This is a genomic window from Mesobacillus zeae, from assembly GCF_003570705.1.
In the GTDB taxonomy this organism is placed as follows: Bacteria; Bacillota; Bacilli; order Bacillales; family Cytobacillaceae; genus Mesobacillus_C; species Mesobacillus_C zeae.
The window spans coordinates 69,405-89,215 of sequence record NZ_QWVT01000011.1 but is presented as its reverse complement, the minus strand read 5'-3'; the positions used below and the strand labels follow the sequence as shown (position 1 = coordinate 89,215).

The window sequence follows — 19,811 nt, the reverse complement described above, 5'->3', positions numbered from 1 at the left end:
CTAAATATTAGGAGGAATATGCAAATTCTGCTTCTTTCCCTAAATGAAGAGATGGTAAAATGGAGAGAAAAGGAGCTGACAAAGATGAAAGAAGAACTCTTGAAGAGGTTTATTTCGTATGTAAAAGTGGACACGCAATCCGATGAAAACAGCCCGACCACCCCATCCACACCCGGACAGCTGACGCTCGCACGCCAGCTCGTCGAAGAATTGCAGTCGATTGGCATGTCGGACGTGTCCATGGATGAAAACGGCTACGTAATGGCTACACTTCCTGCCAATAGTGATAAAGACGTTCCAGTCATTGGCTTTTTGGCACATGTTGATACGGCAACAGACTTTACCGGAAAAAACGTTAATCCACAGATAGTCGAGAATTATGACGGACAGGATATCATCCTGAACAAGGAGCTTGGCATTGTCCTGTCTCCAGCAAGCTTCCCGGCGCTTCCATCGTACATAGGGCATACGCTCATTACAACGGACGGCACGACGCTACTTGGAGCCGACAACAAAGCGGGTATTGCCGAAATTATGACAGCGATGGATTACTTGATTCAGCATCCGGAAATCCAACATGGAAAAATCCGGGTTGCATTCACACCGGACGAAGAAATCGGCCAAGGGCCGAACAAATTTGATGTTGAAAGATTCGGAGCCAAATTTGCCTATACGGTTGATGGCGGGCCTCTTGGGGAGCTTGAATACGAAAGCTTTAACGCTGCGGCCGCCAAAATCACCATCAAAGGGCAGAATGTACATCCCGGTACAGCAAAAGGCAAAATGGTCAACTCGGCGAAAATCTGCATGGAGTTCAACAGCAGGCTCCCAGAAAACGAAGCGCCGGAACACACAGAAGGATATGAAGGCTTCTATCATTTAAGTTCAATCAATGGCGATGTCGAGGAAACGGTTCTTGATTATATCATCCGCGACTTTGACAAGAACAATTTTGAAAAACGGAAGAATACCATGACGGAAATTGCCGCAGACTTGCAGCTTAAGTACGGCAATGAACTAATTACACTTGAAATGCATGACCAGTACTACAATATGAAGGATAAAATCGAGCCTGTGAAGGAAATTGTGGATATTGCCCACGAAGCAATAACGAACCTGGGAATCCAGCCAATCGTGCAGCCAATCAGGGGCGGCACCGATGGATCGCAGCTCAGCTATATGGGGCTGCCCACACCGAATATTTTTACCGGCGGCGAGAACTTTCATGGACGCCACGAATTCGCTTCGCTCGACAATATGCTGAAAAGCGTCAGTGTGGTGGTGGAAATCTGCAGGCTGGTTGAAAAAAAAAGCGGAGGCACCGCGGATTAAACCTTTAATTACCCAGCTCAATGTTTAAAAAAGCACATGCCGGGCCTTAGCTCCTGGCATGTACTTTTTTGATTTTATATACTCTTGCTTCGTAAGGCTTCAGCTCTACGGTTTGGACAGGGAGATGCTGGGCGACGGGATAATTGCTGAGCAGCAGCCCAGCATGGTTCAGCTCTTCCACTTGCTTGCAGGTGAAGGAAGCCGGTTTCGAGGAAAGGTTCGTAATGATAGCAACCTCGTCTCCCTCAAGCTCCCTTGTATAGACATAGGTCTGCGGATTATCTTCATCCCGCACCTCATACGATCCGTAAATAAGAACGTCTTGCTCTTTTTTCAGCCTGATCAACTTCTTGTAGAATTGCAGGACGGATTGCCCATCCTTCAGCTGTGCTTCGACATTGATGTCGCGGTAATTCGGATTGATCTTCATCCATGGCGTGCCCGTGCTGAAGCCGCCATGTTCCGCGGCAGACCATTGCATAGGCGTCCGTGAGTTATCACGGCTGGAAGCCCAGATGACTTCAATCATTTGCTCATGGGATTTTCCTTCGGCGATTCCCTGTTTGTACAGGTTAATCGTTGCAATATCATTATAGTCTTCGATTGAATTGAACTGGACATTAGTCATTCCAATTTCCTGCCCCTGATAAATAAAGGGGGTTCCCTGCATGAGGAAGTACATAGTCGCAAATGCGGTTGCGCTTTCCCTCCAAAACTTCCCATCATTGCCCCAGCTCGACACTGCACGCGGCTTATCATGATTTTCGATGAAGAGGGCGTTCCACCCTTTCCCTTCCATCCCTTTTTGCCAGCGGGTCAACACTTCCTTAAATCCGACAATATCCAATTCTTTTTTTGTTTCAGCATCCCATAGTGAAAGGTGCTCAAACTGGAAGACCATGTTGAACTTCCCTTTCCTCTCACCGACCCACAATTCTATATCATCCACCGTCACCCCGTTGGCTTCTCCAACAGTCATGATGTCATACTTTGCAAACGTCTCATCCCTTAGTTCCTCGAGAAAGCGGTGGATTCCATCGACATTCATATGCTTGTCGAAGGAGGCAACATACTGGAGTCCTTTTGGATTCGGCATGTCACTAAAGCCACTCTCTTTCTTGATATGGCTGATGGCATCCACACGGAATCCATCAATCCCTTTATCAAGCCACCAGTTGACCATTTCATACAGAGCTGCCCGTACTTCATCGTTTTCCCAGTTCAGGTCAGGCTGCTTTTTTGAAAAAATGTGAAGGAAGTACTGTTTCGTTTTCTCGTCGTATTCCCAGGCAGAACCGCCAAAAATACTTTCCCAGTTGTTCGGTTCTGCGCCGCCCTTGCCGTCACGCCAAATATACCAGTCCCGCTTCGGGCTGTCTTTTGCTTCCCTAGATTCAATAAACCACGAATGCTCATCACTTGTATGGTTGATGACCAGGTCAAGGATCAGCTTCATGCCGCGGGAGTGGACTTCCTTCAAAAGAAGATCGAATTCACCCATCGTCCCGAATTCATCCATGACGGCATGATAATCGCTTATGTCGTACCCATTGTCGTCGTTTGGAGATGCATACATCGGGCAAACCCAAATCACATCAATCCCAAGGTCTTTTATATAATCCAATTTTGAAATGATTCCTTTGATATCGCCAATGCCATCCCCGTTGGAATCCATGAAACTGCGGGGATAAATTTGATAGCCAACGGCTTCTTTCCACCATAATTTCTCCATATAAAACCCTCTCTGATCTATAAAGAGTATCGTGCACTTACTTTTAAGTCATGATTGCTCCCTGCCATTACCTTTCCTGCTCTTCTCCTATGCTTCTCGGCGCACATGATTTCCGTTCGATCAGCCTTGTTGGAATGGTAATCCGCTTTGGAAGCGCGTCCGGGTTTTCAATTTTCTCAATGACATATTGAGTGGCTTCATAGCCAAGCCTGAATGTGCCAATATCAACAGATGTAAGCGGAGGCTTAGAATGTTCGGATAGGGAAAAATTGTTAAAGCTCACAATCGAAATGTCTTCAGGAACCGTCATATTCAGGGCTTCGAGATGACTGATCATTTCGTAGGCCATTAAATCATCCTGAGCTACAAAGGCAGTCGGAGGAGAATCAAGCGACATAAGGGAGAACGTCACTTCTTTCCCTTTCTCAAGGACAAACCTTTCATGCACCACGTATTCTTCCCTGAATGGAAAGCCCGCTTCGGCCAGCGCCATTTTATAGCCATCAAGGCGGTCAACCGTAACAACAAACTTAAGATTCCCGCCAACAAAAGCAATTTTTTCATGTCCGAGCCCGATTAAATAGTTGGTGACTTCCTTAGTGATGGCCACATTGTTATTGTCTACATACGTTATTCTTTCTTCATTCTTGGAAGGCCTCCCGACGACTGTAAAAGGAAAAACAGCCTTCTCCAAGTACTTCATTGTTCGATCGTTGATCCGTGAGTAGAGCAGGATAATCCCGTCCACCCGCCTCCCCATCACCATGGAGATTACTTCATCATAAATTTCCGTTTCTGATGACCCGGTTGAAAGATAGATCCCATATCTACTCTCATGCGCCTTTTTGCTGATTCCGCGCAGCACCTCCGGGAAAAACGGGTTCTGAAGATTATGATAGGCTGAATCCGGCATGATGATGCCAATAGTTTTCGTGCTTTTTGCTGCCAGACTCCGTGCCTGCAGATTCGGATAGTACCCGAGCTCCTCCATCACTTCACGGACGCGCCTTTTTGTTTCCTCGCTGATTCTTGGGCTGTCTGCAATCACCCTGGAGACTGTGGAAGGAGCCACTCCGGCTTCCTTCGCCACATCCTTTATCGTTACCACCGCAGCTTCCTCCTTACCCATCACAGTCATCCTGGGATGTTTTTAATGTGAAACAAAATTAATGAATGAAAACAGAAGGCTGCTCCATCGATATTCTAAACTCTGTTATTTAACAGCGCCTTCAGAAACTCCCTTAATAATTTCACGTTGGGCAAAGAAGTAAGCGATGATGACCGGCAGGATTCCGATTGTCAGACCTGCAAGAGCCAAATGCCATTGTTTTGTATATTCTCCAAAGAAGAAAAACATTTTCAGCGGGATGGTTTCCATTCCCTCCTGGTTGATGACAAGGGAAGGCAGCAGGTAGTCGTTCCAGATCCAGATGGTGTTCAGGATTGCGACAGTAACCGTAATTGGTTTCAGCATCGGGAAAATGATGTACCAGAAAACCTGGAACTTGTTTGCCCCGTCAATCGTTGCAGCCTCATCCAGTGACTTTGGAATACTGTTCAGAGTGCCGTAGTATAGGAAGATTGAAAGGCTTGCCCCAAAGCCGAGATACATGAAAATCAGGCCCGAGCGGTTCAGCATTTCAAACTTGCCGAAAACGGTGACGAGCGGAATCATGACCGACTGGAAAGGGATCAGCATAGCCGCAACGAAGATGAAGAAAATAACCGTGCTCACCTTGCTTTTGTTGCGTGATAGCGCATAGGCAGCCATCGAGGAGAAAATGACGATGATGAACACCGAAACAATTGTAATCAACAAGGAATTAAAAAAGGTTTGCATAAAGTTAAGCTGTGTAAAAGCCTCGATATAGTTGTCAAAATTAAACCCTTCCGGAAGCTTCAGCGTATCAGAAAATATTTCTCTTTTTGTCTTAAAGGAGTTAACGATCATCAAGTAAAAAGGAGCAAGCCACAGGAGGCCCAATAACACGCCAAGCAGCTCGACAGGCAGTTTGTATTTCCGTCCCATTACATTTCAACCTCCCTTTTCTTGTTGATGTAAACTTGAGTCAAGGAAATGACCGCGACAATGAGGAAGAAAATAACCGCTTTTGCCTGGGCATACGACAATTCACTTTCCACAAATGCCGTCTTGAAAATTTCCATAGACACCATCTGCGTCGATTTATAGGGTCCTCCGCCAGTAAGTGACAGGTTTTGGTCATACAGCTTGAACGTGTTCGAAAGAGTCAGGAACATGCTGACGGTGAACGCCGGTGCGACAAGCGGGAAGATGATGTAGACCAGCCGCTGGAATGGGGAGGCACCGTCAATTTCAGCCGCTTCAATTAGCTCCGTCGGCACGCTTTCAAGATATGCAATATAGATGACCATGATGTATCCGGCCATCTGCCAGCTCATCAGGATGACAAGACCCCAGAACCCTGTCTCCGTTGTTGAAAGCCAGCCTTGAAGATTCTCGATACCAAAGTGAGTTCCGATTCCATCAAATACCTTCATGAAAATAAATTGCCAGATGAAGCCGAGGATAAGTCCCCCGATCAGGTTTGGCATGAAGAAGATTGTTCGAAGTAATTTGCTTGATTTAATTTTTGAAGTGACGATCAACGCCAGGGAAAGGCCAAAGAAATTGATCAAGATAATCGAAACGATTGAAAACTTCACTGTAAACCATAACGCCGCCATGAACTCTTCATCCTGAAAGACATTGATATAGTTTTCAAATCCGACAAAGCTCCCTACTTCGATACCGTTCCAATCCGTAAAGGAATAATAAACCCCAAGCCCTAATGGCACGACAACGACCAAAGACAGCGCAATTAGGACAGGCGCGAGAAACAACCAGTAGGAAAGATCCCGAGTTCGCAACATGGTAATACCTCCAATTTCTCTTTGCTAGCAGTTCAATAGACAAAGGGACTGATTCCTAAAGGAAAAATCCCCTAAAAAATCAGGCCCTTTGAAAAATGTCAAGTTAACGTCCCAGTCAATCTCACCCGCAATCTGGCTGACTCTGACTCTGCCAGATTTTCTTCATGAAATTAATTATTTGCTTCTTGATTTTTCCCATGATTTCTGTGTATTTTCAACCACTTGATCCCAATCAGCATCGCCGCTTAGGTACTTCTGGATTTGGACACCCAGTTCTTCTTGTCCCCAGCCAGTTGGATATCCCATGAATGCCCAGCCGATTGTTTTCTTGTTTTCAACGTATTTATAGATTTCTTTTGAAATAGGGTCGGAAATCTTGGATGCATCATAACCTTCGTAAGCAGGGATGAATTTGAAATCTTCAAGGACTGTTCTTTTTCCCTCATCGGAAGTGTAGAGCCAGTCTAGGAACTTCTTGGATTCTTCTACAGTCTTATCATCTTTGTTGCTGTTGACAGCCCAGTACATTGGGATCCCAACAGGAATTGAATCTTCTTTGTAGCCTTCAACAGGGATTGGCAGAAGGCCTACGCCGTTGTTTGCAAACTCTTCATCGATTCCCGCAATAGAACCGTAAGTCCAGTTACCCTGCTCGATAATCGCAACTTTTTGCAGGGAGAAAAGCTCTTCTACTTGCTTTGCATAGTCAAGGCTAACAGTAGGCTGGACAGAATATTTGTTTTGAAGGTCCAGAACCTTTTTGAAGCCTTCGCCATATTTGAATTCAACTTTCTTGGCTGCAAATGAGTTCAGCGCATTGTTGTCGAATTCAGGAGCCAGGAAAGCATTTGACAAATGCAGGCCAGTCACCCAGGTTTCCTTACCTGGAAGGGCGAATACCGCCTTTAGGCCAAGGTCTTTTTTCTTGCCGTCAAGCGTTTTCACTGCTTCTTCGAGAGCAGCAAGTGTCGTGATTTTTTCCGGATTGATGCCCGCTTTTTTGAATATATCCTTGTTAAAAAGCAAGCCGTATCCTTCCTGGTTAAATGGAAGTCCAAGGACTTTACCGTCTTTTGTTACGCCATCAAGCGTTCCTTCGAATGCTGCATCGGCAGCTTTTGTATCGGAAAGGTCAGCCAGTTTCTTGTTCCAGTCTTTCACATCCTGCGGTCCGCCTACGTTATAGATAGCAGGCTCTTTGCCGGAAGCAAATTTTGACCTGAGGGCAGCACCATAGTCTTCACCGCCGCCGACTGTCGTAATATTGATCTTCACGCCAGGGTTATCTTTTTCATATTTTTTGGCGACTTCTTCGAATTGTTTCTTGAACTCAACCTTAAATTGGAAGACATCGATGGTTACGTCCCCTTTGGACCCTTTGTCTTTAGAGTCTGTGGAACCCGAACATCCTCCAAGCACGACGCTTAGCAAAAGGACTACTGCGAAAATTCCTGAAAACAGCTTTTTCTTAGTCATGGTTGACCTCCATTTAATTTTGATAATGTGTCTCGCTTCCACCGAGAAAACGCTTGCACTTCCTGGCAAAAAAATAGATGATTTTTTCGCATGCCATTTTTTTATGTATTTTGGACTTGTTGCGAAATCGTTTGCACAATTCAGTAAAAAAATTTGTTGCAACATTGCCAGAATAACTTTGTTCTCCAATGGTGTTAGCCATGTTACTAGAGTTATAGCTACTCCTAAAAACATTTTACCAAGGAAACCGTTTTCACAATTTCTTGTAGTTCCATATTATCATCATACAAAAACCCATGCAATATTTATTTTGTGACAATAAATAGCAAAATCTGAATTTATCTTATATACAAAAAAAGAGACCAGATATCCAGCCTCCTTTTTCTAGCTATTGAAAATGGGGCAGTTTCCCCGGGATGCTCATCAGCCATTCTCGTTCACATGTCCCTACAGCATCACTGCACTTTAACCGTTTAAATCTTTCCGGTTATAGCTTCGGAAAGCCAGGAGCAGGAACAGTGCAGTCAGCGAAACGGATAAGCCGGTAAACACAGGGTCAAATCCTGTCTCCATCAATTGGTGGGCATCAAAGTACTGAAATGGTGTCACATACTTCAGCACACTGAGCTCTTCTTTCAAGTTGACGGCAACCGACAGGACGAAGGCTATTAACAGGATGGCACCCGATAGTGCACCCGATTTTCCCGGCCTTTTCAAAAGAGCAGCGATGAGCATGCCAATAGAGAGGAACAGCAGCTGGAGAAGAAGCATGCCAACCATCAGGATGAGTAGATCTTTGGCAAAATGCTCATCTTCTCCAAAATAAATGAAAAATACGGAAGATGCGGACAGGGTTACAAGATTGAACACACTAACATTCGTAACCGCCGCCGCAAGCTTCAACATCATGATTCTTCCCCTTGAAACTGGCTTTACAAACAAGAACTCCGCTGTCCGGTCCCTTTCCTCTTTTGCAAGGATATTGGCTCCGAGCATGCCAGCATGCGCTGTACCCATAAGGATCAGATATAGGAAAAGCAGGCCGTAATAGCCGCTCGCTGTTGCCAGATCAAAGTCCCCAATGCCCATTACCGCTTTCATGGTATCCGGCATATCTGCCATCAGGCTGTTCACAGACTGATCTGAGGCGCTAAAGCCAGCATATTTGGACATGCTTGAACCGATTAAAATCACCATACCGATACTCCAAATGGTCAATGACTTTCTGTTCGCCTTCATTTCCCGCCAAAAAAGATTCATGCTTTTTCTCCTCCTTTCCCGCTAGACAGAATGGATATCCTTCTTTTTAAAAATGATGAGGCCCATTGCGGCCGAAACCAGCACAATGATGCTCGCGGCGAGGATATAGCGCCATTCATATTCACCGTGACGGATGATGTACGCAGTATCAAAATACTTGAACGGAGATAATAGGCGCATAGCTCCATCGCTTCCGCTTGTTGAGCTGAGCATGCCGAGCAGGAAGAAGCCAAACACTGTGCCAAATGAAACAGCCGTGATGTTCTTTAGCTGCCTTGCGAAAACAGAAATGAAAAGCCCAAGTGCGAGAAAAATCAACTGAATGAACAGCAAGGTCAGGGAGATGAGCAGGAAAGCTTTTCCGCTGTAATCTTCAGTCGTAATGCGGCTGGAAATCAGGAAGCTGGCTGCGAAAAAAGCAACGTTTGTGACAAGGAGAGAAGTCAGTGCTGCCAGAAGCTTGGAGAGAAATACTTTTTCACGGGTGACCGGCTTTGTAAGAAGAAAATCGGCCGTCTTTTCACGCATTTCCTTCGAAAAAACCGACAGACCGAGATTCATGGCTTGGATGGCTCCGGCAAGCGTGATGTAGAGAAAGGTGTATGAATAGAAGCCGAGAAAGGAAAAGAATGTGTCGAGTTCTAGCCCAATTGCTTTCCTGACCGCTTCAGGATACCCTTCAAGCAGCTTCCCGAACTGTTCGGCATCCTTCGAAATCGACGGGAACATCGAGAGGAAGAGGGCCGTGAGTCCAATCAGGGAAAATGTCCAGATGATGGTAGACTTCCGGTATGCTTTCAATTCGTGCCTATATATATTCATCAGGCTCACCTTCTATTTTTCATAATAGTGGAGGAAAATTTCCTCGAGATCAGGCTCTTCCACCCAAAGATTGACGATATCAAGACCGGAAAAAATGTTGATAATTTTGTTCAGGTCGCCTTTAAACAAGAAACGAACATTTCGGCCGTTCACTTCAAGGTCCTTGATCCCACTGATTTGAAAAGCAGCGATGTCTGGCAATGAGCTTGTTTCGACCCTGAATTTTTTATAATTATTTTCTTGGAGCGTACTGATGCTCTCAACGGTGACGATTTTTCCTTCTTTAATGATCGCCACCCTGCCGCACAGCTTTTGGACCTCGGTCAGAATATGGGAAGAAAAAAGGATGGTGACTCCTTTTTTGTTTTCCTCCCTCAAAAGCTCGAAAAAGGTTTGCTGCATCAGCGGGTCAAGTCCGCTTGTTGGCTCGTCAAGAATCAGAAGCTTTGGCTCGTGCAGCATTCCCTGGACGATACCGACTTTTTTCTTGTTTCCGAGCGACAAATCCCCGACTTTCCTTCCAAGGTCGAGGTCCAGCATTTCCGCCAGTTCCTTGATCCGCCGCGTGCAGTCTTTACGATAAAAACTCGCAGAATAGGCAAGAAGCTCGCCCACCTTCATATTGTCATAATAAAACACTTCCGAAGGGAGATAGCCGATCTCTTTTTTGATTTCCGGTGCAAACTTGACACAGTCCTTGCCAAAAATTTTCGCGTTGCCGCTTGTTGGATAAATGAGTGAAAGCAGCGTCCGGATCGTCGTCGACTTTCCGGCCCCGTTCGGTCCTATGAACCCGAAGATCTCGCCTTCCTTCACCGAGAAGCTGACATCCGTAATACCCCGTGCTTTCCCGTATTGTTTCGTCAGTCTGTCGATCTCAATGACATTCATGGTAAAACCCCCTTTTATCAGTGATTTCATTGCCTTTTTCAGGCTTTATACATTGCAAAGCGTAGAAGTTCAAGGTATACATCCATTTCTTTGAGGACGGCTGCCTGGTCGATTTCTTCGACGGAAACATCCTTCATCTTCACCTGCAGAGTCTGGCCCAAGCCTTCCATTGTCCACACAGTCATGTTCACCGCAGCCATCATATCGATTCCTTCTTTGAATAGAGATGGATCAATGTGCTCGAACAGACACCCATAAGCCTCTGCGGTCATACCCTGGTTCCTTTCCTCAAGCGAAGGGCGGATATCCGCAGCTTTTTCCTCATAGGCCACACGTAAAAAATCGAACAATGCTGGATGCTTTTTCATCAGCTCGAATTTAAGCAAAGTCACTTGCCTGAGCTTCCGGAGCAGGTCCGTTTCCTCCCAGTCGATTTTCCCATAAAACTCGGCTATAAGGATGTCACTAAATCGGTCATACAAAAACAGATATAAATCTTTTTTGTTATTGAAGTAATGGAAAAGCAAACCTTTTGCAATACCAGCTTCCTTGACGATTACATTTGTCGATGCTTTTTCATATCCCTTCAAAGCAAATTCCTTCACTGCAGCGCCGATGATCCGTTCCTGCTTTTCAGAATCAATGCTAAAAAACTTCTCAAACATAAAAAAAACTCCTAAACTTAACTCTTGACCGCTATGGTCAATCCCATTATATTCCTGATATTTGGATTGGTCAATACCATACTGAATTTATTTTCCTCTATTTTTTCTAAAACAATTGTCTGCATAAAATAAGCGCCGTGGATCCTATTCGGCTTACGGCGTCAACTTGTGGGTCTAAAATTAAGTTGCACCGTGTTACTCATTTGGATAGCTTTGTCCAAAGGGATCTTTTTATGTTTAAAAGGAAAACAACTGACCTTGCAAAGCAGGTTAAGGAACTATGAGGGCATAAAGTTGTTCCGTTAAAGGAGACCAACGATTCTTGAGCAAGAGAAGGAGTTATTAGAATGTGAATCGAATTTCTAAGTTATTCAATTAATGTTAGGAAATGATAGGATTCTTAAAAGATTTTGATTTGATAATTGTATAAATGTGTAGGAGTGAGGCGGGAAATGGAATACATTCACATAACAAAAAACAATATTGAAAATGAACACATATGTTGTGCTTTAGGTGCAAAACAATATGAGAAAGCAGTCAACGAGAAGAAGAAGTGGTTGACGGAGCGAATGGATGAAGGATTAATTTTTTATCGTTTAAACGAGCGTGCAAAAGTATTTATTGAATATTTACCTGCTGAAATGGCATGGACTCCTATTCAAGCACCTAATTATATGTATATCAATTGTTTGTGGGTTTCTGGTAGATATAAAAGTAATGGATATGGAAAACAATTGCTGGATAAGTGTAAAGAAGACGCTATAGCTAAAGGTATGGATGGAATCGTACATATTGTGGGAAAGAAAAAGTATCCTTACTTGAGCGAGAAACACTTTTTTGAATATATGGGATTTGAGTTAGTAGATCAAATAGATCCTTATTTTGATCTGGTTTCATTATCGTGGAATGACCAAGCTGTTAGACCTTCATTTAAACGGAATGGAAGATCTTCAGTTACACAAAAAGGTATAGCGATTTATTATACTGCTCAATGTCCCTTTGCTGTAGGTATTTTAGAAGATTTAAGAAAGGTTGCAGAAAACAGTGGAGTTACCTTTTCTACTCATCAATTGATCACCACAGAAGAAGCACAAAATGCGCCTACTATTTGGACAACATTTGGTCTGTTTTATAATGGAAAATTTATTACACACGAAATGATGAGTGCTAACAAATTTGAGAAACTACTAACAAAGCTGTTAGAAAACTGATTGTAAATGCGATATGTTCTTTTTCAATAACCTGGAGATTGTGGAACAACACAGGTAGAAAAAAATTAATACAAACTTAAATCCCCTAGAGAAAATTGTAATTTGATCAATCCTTATTTAAAATAGATTCTTTTTATTTATCGTATAAATAAAGTTTTCTCATCTATTTTTGATCAAACTTTATTTCAAAGCTACATAACCGGGCATCCGTTTCATACCCGGTATCTTTATAGAATTCCAGGCGATCTTAATATGAAAACATTAAGCACTTTCCTTTTTAAGTCCAATATTTATCTCTTTGGATGAACGGATATTGATTATTAAAAACAGAAGGCCTCCAGCTATAGGCATCAAATAGGCAGGAACAAGGCCCAGAAGAGCCCCTGAAGCGATTATAGCCACAGGAATCATGACTTTTCCAAGAGAGATACCAATACTAAGGACCCTTCCCCTGTACTCGTCTGGTATCATTGTTTGTAAAAAATAAGAAAGAGGTATATCGATTAAAGCTACACAAAACCCAAATAACACCATTGTTATTCCGTAATAAAGAACCAGAAGATACAGCCCCGCCTCACTTCCTGTCAGAATGACCGGAACACCTATGGCTATCATCAAGATTGAAAAAGCAACACCAATCCACGATAACAGGACAGAATAAGCAATTTTTTCCGTTATTTTTTTAACAAAAATCGCCCCTAAAATCAGACCGACTGGAAACATCCCCTCTATTAGGCCAAACTGCTTTGCATCAAGGCCAAAGACTGTGATGAGAATATAAGGAAGCGGGACAATTACGGCGAAACCCAATGAAAAATTCAAGGAAATCAGGGTAACAAACAGACCCATAATATTCTTTTTCCCTGAGAGGTAGCAGAAGCCGTCCTTTAAATCGGCCATTATATTAAGCTTGGTTTTTGCTTGTTCCTTGGCTGGTTCCCCGCCATTCAGCCTGAAATCGATCAATAGGATCGACAATCCCGAAAGAATGAACGAGATACCGTTGATGATGATAAAGGTCCTGATGTCAAAAATCGCGTACACCAGTCCCCCCAGCATGGGAGCAAGGATGGTTGAGACCGATTCTATGATCTTACTGATGGAGTTAAGATTCATCAGTCTTTTTTTCGTTACAATGTGGGGCTTTGCGGATTCTAGCCCTACTCCGAAAAAAGTAGCGAAAACGGTCAGTAGAAAAGTTGCTGTATAGATCAGCATCAAGCCTAGGCTATTCAGCATGCTGACCATATATACAAGCACCAGCAAAATTCCGCTCAAGAGATCCATGGATACGGCCAGCCATTTTTTGCTGAACCGATCAGCCACCACTCCAGCAATCGGGTTAAGGATTATACTGGGAATGATTCCGAGAATAAGGATCAAAGCAAAGCTAAAGGCAGAACCAGTCAGCTTTAATACATACAGCCCCAGTGCAAAATTATAAATTGCAGTCCCAAAGACTGAAACCGTTTTTCCTGCCGAATACAGCACCAAGTTGCTTCTTTCCTTAAATACGCTGTTATTGCTGCCTATTTGTACTGTTTCCATCTTTTTAGCCTCCCAGCTTACGCTTTATTAAATAAAGCATAAACTGTTGGCTTAACCCAACAGCAATAGGAACTTCCTCTGTATTTTTTGATAAAAATTAAGAAAGGCGGGGCTGACCCTACCTTTTGCCCATAAACGAATAAGAAAAGACTTCTTCCCCATCCACAAAGAAATTTTCAAATTCTCCGCCCTTATCCATATAGTGCGAAGTCTTTTCATCGATCGGAATATAATCAAGCCTCTCTATATTCTCCTTGATTCTCACCGCGTTAAAATTATGCCTGTATTGGGGCTCAATCTTGCTCCTCTTGCTGAAATTCTTAAATGCAATATAGGACCCTAGTAGATATCCTTCTTTTTTAATGAGGTCATCCACCTCTTTAAGCAGAAATTCCTTATGTTCAAATCCATAGTTGCTCGAACCTGCATGATCGATCAGCATATCAACCGAATGAGGGCCAACCGGAATGTCCAGGAAGTCCGAGCAAATGAACAGGATTCTTCTTTTTAAACCAGTTCTCTCAAGTATGCCTTTTAAAAACCGGAGCAAATCCAAGTCCCGGTCGACAGCAATATACACACTGTCTTCAGGCAATTCCTGATAGACATTCCGCAAAAAGAATCCATAACCCGAACCTAATTCCAGCAGCACCTTGCCTTGTAATTCCACCGAGATCATCTTCCTCTTCGCCCAGTGTAATCCGTGATAAAGATTCTCCAGGTAGATTGGATCTGTCATTTGAAAGTATTTTGCAAAAAAAGGTTGGAGTTGCGGCGTCTGGGCAGGTTCATCAGGCTCTCCTACAATTAAAATACCGGAGTCAATCACATACTCCTCGCCACAAGGACAGCCTAGATTTCCCTCCACTACCTGATTTTTCGTGATCCTTCCATCCTGTAAGTCAAGCTTTTCACCGCATTTCCTGCACCGCAGGATGCTGAGGACACTTAAATCAATCCCAAGGAAGGTACTCGTTGCGGGGATCTTTTTCGATAATTCATCAAGCTTCCTCTTTAGCCTGTCCCTAGTATCGGTCAATTCCTTTATGTCCTGATTAAGCTTATTGTATTTATCCGTAAAAAGCGCTTGGAAAAAGGCATCCTCTTCGTAAGGGGTATACTGGGCTAAATTCCTGTAAAGCAGAATTGTCTTGATTTCAAGCAGACTTAATCCCATCCCCTTAAACTCCAGGATCAAATCAAGATCTCCTTGGCAGCGCTCATCAAAAAAATACTGCCCGCCCCTTTTTTCAGGTACGATCAGCCCAATATCCATATAATGGCGAATCGTGTCGATGCTTAACCGATTACTTTCACCAAACTTGCCGATCCTCATCTGCATCACCTGTATTTTTTATTTCGCATGAACGGAACTCCGCTATCACCGGGTTCCCTTTGCTATTGGTTCGGAGGCTTTCGAATACCTGGAGCACACTGGTTTAAATTGGACAAACCCCAACAAATCCTCAGTTTCTGTGCATATGTATGATACATTCAGTTTCCCGGACAAGAAATCCTGCTGCATCACAAAGGAATGGCAAAATTCCTCTTCTAAAAATCCACAAGTGCCGGTTTAGAGAAATCAGCAAAGCTTTTTCCGCCGCAGCTGGATTTCGGACCCAAACGCATAAATGCATAGGAAAAACGGCCCTACGGCCGAGGAAGCACTCCCGCATGCAAACTGGACGCTTCCTGTATAGAGGACGAGCGTCGGCTCCTTGTAGACCATTCCTTTTTCTTTAGAAATCCTTGTCCATACCTCTTCCGTATCTGCAAGTACGACAGAAACGAATTCTGCCCGTCCTTTTTCCCACGCCGTTTCCTGATATGGGGCCGTAGTGTCGGTACGCGTCGTTCCCTGCATGCTGTTAAGAAGTTCGCCGGGATCGCCTCCTAACAGGGTGACGATCAGCAGAATGACAACGCCGCCGATTCCCCCCGAACAACATCCTCCCTCCGCCCATGCCCCGTCTGGCTTCAACCTTGCTGCTACTCTTTCTTCCTTGCCATTTCATGGTCGTTCCTCCCCTAGTAACATTAAAAATCGCCATTTTGATTACTAGGTTTATACCCGCTAATAGCCATTTTACTTACCTTGTGCAGAATATTCTTCTATCTTGAGAGCGAATCAGCGGATGGCCTTTGCTACCTCATAAAGGGATAGATCAATGTCCAAGTGCTCTCCCAGTGCCAATTTCGCAAGCTCTGCGCCAAGGAAAGGGCCAGCTGTCAGCCCCGAGGCACCAAGGCCGTTGGCAAACAAAAGGTTCTGGTGACCTGGTACCGTTCCGATGACCGGGAGAAAGCCTGGTGTAAACGGACGGTATCCGACGCGGGCCTCAAGGAAAGTTCCCTCAGCAAGGCCTGGCACAGCATTAAGTGCTTTATCGAGGACTTCATGCAGACCTCCTGCCGTCACCCTTAAATCAAAATCCATCTCATTTTCATGCGTAGCCCCAATGACAACTCTTCCTTCATCAAAAGCAACAATATACTGGTCATTCGGAGGCATAACGACAGGCCAGCCGCGCGTATCGGTATCTTCAAGCTGAAGATGGATAATCTGGGCTTTTTGTGAGGTTACAGCCAGGTCAATTCCGAGAGGGGCAAATAACTCAGCAGCCCAAGCCCCCGCCGTCACAATAATGGCGCTGGCCTCATAGCGCTGGCCATCCGCCAAGACGGCTGTCACACGGGAGCCATTCTGCTCAAGCTTTGCAGAAGCCTGCACAAATTCTGCCCCGTTCTTTTTGGCACCCAGGATTAGGGCGTTTCTCAATGCGCGGCCGTTAACGCGCGCGGCACCGCTGACTTTGACAGAAGCGAACTCTTTTGACAAAGGAGGAAACAGCGCGGCCGTTTCTTCAGGTCCAAGCTGCATGATTTCACCGATTTCAGGGGCTGTTTCCCGTCGTAACACCGCCCGCGCCGCCATCTTCTCCAGCTTGTCTGCATCGGCATGTATGCTGATGGCGCCAACCTTTTTATAGCCTGTGTCTGCTTCGCCATCCTCCTCAAGCATAATCGCAAGTGTCTCATAATAAGCCGCACCGCCTTTCGCAAGCGCGTACCAAGCCTTGTTGCGGCGCTGGGACAGCCATGGACAGATGATACCCGCAGCGGCGTCTGTAGCCTGCCCGGCATCGTGTCGGTCAATGACCGTCACCTCCGCACCCTTCCTTGCGAGATGGTATGCCGCCGAAGCTCCTAATATCCCTGCACCGATCACGATGAATTTATTCATAACCTGCTTCACCTATTTCATTCGTTTTCTATCATTGTAGCGGAGTTGGCGGTGCTGCTCAAAGGAACGGGCAGGAGCGAAGAGATAAAAAAATCCTGCCAGATTGCGGAGGCAGGATTGGTGCGCTGTTATTGCGTTCTATTTTTCCACGTATGCTCAATGCGATCGCTTTGCAAACCGTTCCCGAAGGGTTCCGGAATATGCGGGCGATCGACTTCAATCGGAATCGCCGGCGCGATGCTTGGCTGGCGGAGCTGTGACCACATCCTCAGCTTACTTCCATCAAAAGTGCCTATTGATACCGAACCCATGCTTTGGCCATTGATTTCAGCCTGTGAATCAATCCAATACATTTTATCCAATCCATCCTGGTCCTCGGAAATGTTGATCAAATCCTGCGGAGTGATGCTGCCCATTTGAACCTCCAGCAGCTCTCCCGCACGCTTAAGCCTTTCTTCTGTGGACATGTACCAGCTCCAGCGTAACTTCTCTGCAGGATCATCATCCAACGCTTCATACTTTTCCATTTCCGGAAGCAGATAATGGTTTGTATGGACCATTGCCCCGTCAACAATCCATTTTACAGCGTGGGCAGAATGGGTTGTTTCAAGGAAAGCACCTTCATGGCTGTCTGCAATGCCGTATGCTGATCCCGATGCGCGGGGTAGCTTCTGAATATAAGCTGCAGCTAACTCGCGGACTCAGCATCTTCAAGAGCCATCCTGATTACGGTTAAATTCCCGTAGCCCTTTCCCGTGTCCCAGGTGTACAGGACATTGTTCCCTACCGAAACGCCATGTTCATTGATCCCCATTGCCAGCCCAGTTGAACCGGCACTTGTAACCCCGATGAACTTATTCCCCTTTTCTGGTTCAACCTGCAGTACTACCTGCTGATAACCTCTAGAGGCATCTTTGTTTTTGTGATAAAAGGCTTTATCTCCTTTGACAGCCTTTCCCGTCGCAATAACGGTTGTGCACCCGTCGCCAACGACTTTTTCCTCAAGTGCATTAAAAGCGAGGAGGTCTTCTGTACGAACATCTGCAATGCTGGCCAATGCCTTAATCTGCTGAAGCTGGGATGGATCTTTCCCCTGAAGATATTCACGGTAATCATCAGCAGCTTTTTTCATATCCTTTTCCGATAACCCTTGATTTTCAGTAGTTTTCTTAAATAGAGCTACGTTATGGCCAACCGCCGTCTTGGCCTGTTCCCCGTACTATTTCCCTATAGATGCCGCATTTCCTTTTACTGTAATGTAGCTTGCTTCGTTTTCCGCAAAGACAGTGCTGTCGATCCATCCAGAGCACAGCAATACAGCCATGATCAAAAAAGCAATTTTCGCATGCTTCATCATTTCTGCTCCTTTAATAGATATCAGAACTTGATCAAACAATACACCTAAAAAAAACTACACCCCTGTCTAAAGACCAGAGGTGTGTGGTTTGCTGCTTCTATTCGTCTGCTTCGCCTCCGCCTCTTGTCGTCTGGGTAGGAAGCGTATCCCAGAAGCTTGTGTCCGCTTTTTCAATTGAGCCGTCGGCAATAGAGCGGACGGTCGCATCAAGTGTTTCGATTGTCTGCTTGATCAGGTAACCGTTGCTCTTTTGACCAAGGGCATAGGATTCAATGTAGTGGTCCGACATTCCGCGCATTTCAAACAAGAGTGTGGAAATGTCGTAGCGGATTGCCGCTCCGTTCCGGCCGATATTTGCACCGGATCCACCTTCATATTTCCCTATATGGCCCCAGCCTTTGCTCTCAAGCTCATGATAAACAACAGAGCCAAGTTTTTTCGATTTTTCCAACACCTCTGGCTTCACACTGGCGTTTGTCGGATGAAGGATAGAACCGGAAACAAGCTTACCGTCCGTTTCGCTCAGCGTGCCTTGATGATGCAGGTCGATCATATAGTCAATCTGGTATTCTTGAAAGACATTTTCGTGAAGCGCCCTTGCCTCTGGTTCCATATCTGAAGTAGCTTTTGCATGTTCACGATTCAAGTCAACTTTATTTGAATTATAGCGAGTGAGGTGACGGTCCCCGTCCGCATGATAGTCGTCGAGAGAGAAGTCGACATCCCCCATTGCGCCATCGGCATTCAGCATTGGGATCACGAGAATATTCACATTATCGAGAACACCTTTTGTTTTATTTGTGCCAAGGTGCTTAATGAACTGAAGCGCTCCTTCTGTCGTAAGCTGCTCGTTTCCGTGCTGCTGTGTCAAGAATAGAATAGTCGGGTTATTTGGGTTTGAAATGTACTTTGCCATTTGAATATCCCGGCCCTTTACCGTCTTCCCGATCACTTCAAGTGTCATTGCGTCCTGTTTTACATCCTGATCTTTAAGATAATTTACCAACCCTTCATAGGTATATAAAATAGAGGTCTGGATCGAGCCTGTCCCCGCATTCGGCCCGTTCCCCACGGCGCCTGCAGGAGTCCCGACAGCCGCAAAAGCCCCTAGAGCCATCATCCCGGATAAAGAAAAAGTAATTGCTTTCTTTTTCAAATTCAATGTAAATCCCCCCACGTAAAATTATTTAGTCATCCTAAGCAACATACAATTACTAGTTTATAGGGAGAAAAGAAATAAGTTAATAGAAACAAATACTCAATTTTCAGAAAAGTTTCCAGCCGATAATTAATTCAATAGAAGGAGTTTAGAAACCCTTCGAAAAGGGAAATAAGAGAGCTTCGCGTTAACACAGCAATAAACCAAACGGTGCCTGACCCC

Annotated in this window: 18 protein-coding genes and 1 pseudogene; 2 read left to right on the top strand and 17 right to left on the bottom strand. The window is 44.8% G+C overall.

Annotation, left to right across the window (positions count from 1 at the left end; translation table 11 throughout):
* Window positions 1–84 precede the first annotated feature (84 nt).
* Window positions 85–1,332 (top strand): peptidase T, encoded by a 1,248-nt coding sequence (pepT, locus tag D1970_RS05915; protein ID WP_119112077.1) that lies wholly within the window; start codon window positions 85–87, stop codon window positions 1,330–1,332.
* Between the two features lie 46 nt (window positions 1,333–1,378).
* Here pepT and D1970_RS05910 read toward each other — a convergent pair whose 3' ends face one another.
* From D1970_RS05910 to D1970_RS05865, 9 genes are all read right to left on the bottom strand, one after another.
* Window positions 1,379–3,064: a glycoside hydrolase family 13 protein gene (locus D1970_RS05910; protein ID WP_119111968.1), complete on the bottom strand. Its 1,686-nt coding sequence runs from the start codon at window positions 3,062–3,064 to the stop codon at window positions 1,379–1,381.
* 67 nt (window positions 3,065–3,131) lie between these two features.
* Entirely contained in the window at window positions 3,132–4,193 is a 1,062-nt protein-coding gene (locus D1970_RS05905) for a LacI family DNA-binding transcriptional regulator (protein WP_119111967.1), read from the bottom strand.
* 84 nt (window positions 4,194–4,277) lie between these two features.
* Complete coding sequence (locus D1970_RS05900; RefSeq protein WP_119111966.1) at window positions 4,278–5,093, bottom strand: carbohydrate ABC transporter permease; 816 nt, start codon at window positions 5,091–5,093, stop codon at window positions 4,278–4,280.
* A complete protein-coding gene (locus D1970_RS05895; protein ID WP_119112076.1) occupies window positions 5,093–5,953 on the bottom strand; it encodes a carbohydrate ABC transporter permease in 861 nt (286 codons plus the stop codon). Before D1970_RS05895 ends, D1970_RS05900 begins: the two co-directional genes overlap by 1 nt.
* A 177-nt stretch (window positions 5,954–6,130) precedes the next feature.
* Window positions 6,131–7,432, bottom strand: coding sequence for an ABC transporter substrate-binding protein (locus tag D1970_RS05890; protein WP_119111965.1), 1,302 nt, complete (start codon window positions 7,430–7,432; stop codon window positions 6,131–6,133).
* Between the two features lie 465 nt (window positions 7,433–7,897).
* Window positions 7,898–8,692, bottom strand: a complete 795-nt coding sequence (locus D1970_RS05880) for an ABC transporter permease subunit (protein ID WP_119111963.1) — start codon at window positions 8,690–8,692, stop codon at window positions 7,898–7,900.
* Window positions 8,693–8,713: 21 nt separating this feature from the next.
* The gene (locus D1970_RS05875; protein ID WP_119111962.1) at window positions 8,714–9,514 is read right to left on the bottom strand and encodes a DUF2705 family protein; all 801 of its coding nucleotides are present in this window, start codon (window positions 9,512–9,514) and stop codon (window positions 8,714–8,716) included.
* A 12-nt stretch (window positions 9,515–9,526) separates the two neighbouring features.
* The gene (locus D1970_RS05870; protein ID WP_119111961.1) at window positions 9,527–10,405 is read right to left on the bottom strand and encodes an ABC transporter ATP-binding protein; all 879 of its coding nucleotides are present in this window, start codon (window positions 10,403–10,405) and stop codon (window positions 9,527–9,529) included.
* A gap of 38 nt (window positions 10,406–10,443) precedes the next feature.
* Complete coding sequence (locus tag D1970_RS05865) at window positions 10,444–11,070, bottom strand: TetR/AcrR family transcriptional regulator (RefSeq protein ID WP_119111960.1); 627 nt, start codon at window positions 11,068–11,070, stop codon at window positions 10,444–10,446.
* Window positions 11,071–11,522: 452 nt separating this feature from the next.
* On the opposite strand from D1970_RS05865, the gene D1970_RS05860 reads away from it, so the two are divergent.
* Window positions 11,523–12,281, top strand: a complete 759-nt coding sequence (locus D1970_RS05860) for an N-acetyltransferase (RefSeq protein WP_119111959.1) — start codon at window positions 11,523–11,525, stop codon at window positions 12,279–12,281.
* A 261-nt stretch (window positions 12,282–12,542) separates the two neighbouring features.
* Here the strand turns inward: D1970_RS05860 and D1970_RS05855 are convergent, their stop codons facing one another.
* The 8 genes and pseudogenes from D1970_RS05855 to D1970_RS05825 form a co-directional block, all read right to left on the bottom strand.
* Window positions 12,543–13,829, bottom strand: coding sequence for an MFS transporter (locus tag D1970_RS05855; RefSeq protein ID WP_119111958.1), 1,287 nt, complete (start codon window positions 13,827–13,829; stop codon window positions 12,543–12,545).
* A 118-nt stretch (window positions 13,830–13,947) separates the two neighbouring features.
* Window positions 13,948–15,165, bottom strand: a complete 1,218-nt coding sequence (locus D1970_RS05850) for a methyltransferase domain-containing protein (protein WP_119111957.1) — start codon at window positions 15,163–15,165, stop codon at window positions 13,948–13,950.
* Window positions 15,166–15,411: 246 nt separating this feature from the next.
* Window positions 15,412–15,810: a neutral zinc metallopeptidase gene (locus D1970_RS05845; RefSeq protein WP_246370156.1), complete on the bottom strand. Its 399-nt coding sequence runs from the start codon at window positions 15,808–15,810 to the stop codon at window positions 15,412–15,414.
* Between the two features lie 147 nt (window positions 15,811–15,957).
* On the bottom strand, window positions 15,958–17,073 hold the full coding sequence (locus D1970_RS05840; RefSeq protein WP_119111956.1) for an NAD(P)/FAD-dependent oxidoreductase: 1,116 nt from the start codon (window positions 17,071–17,073) through the stop codon (window positions 15,958–15,960).
* Between the two features lie 128 nt (window positions 17,074–17,201).
* Complete coding sequence (locus D1970_RS05835; protein ID WP_119111955.1) at window positions 17,202–17,750, bottom strand: carcinine hydrolase/isopenicillin-N N-acyltransferase family protein; 549 nt, start codon at window positions 17,748–17,750, stop codon at window positions 17,202–17,204.
* 11 nt (window positions 17,751–17,761) lie between these two features.
* A pseudogene (locus D1970_RS05830) lies at window positions 17,762–18,280 on the bottom strand (C45 family autoproteolytic acyltransferase/hydrolase); the annotation flags it as partial.
* A 12-nt stretch (window positions 18,281–18,292) separates the two neighbouring features.
* The gene (locus D1970_RS22210) at window positions 18,293–18,430 is read right to left on the bottom strand and encodes a hypothetical protein (protein WP_181213323.1); all 138 of its coding nucleotides are present in this window, start codon (window positions 18,428–18,430) and stop codon (window positions 18,293–18,295) included.
* 97 nt (window positions 18,431–18,527) lie between these two features.
* Window positions 18,528–19,586: a M14 family zinc carboxypeptidase gene (locus D1970_RS05825; RefSeq protein WP_246370165.1), complete on the bottom strand. Its 1,059-nt coding sequence runs from the start codon at window positions 19,584–19,586 to the stop codon at window positions 18,528–18,530.
* Between the last annotated feature and the right edge of the window lie 225 nt (window positions 19,587–19,811).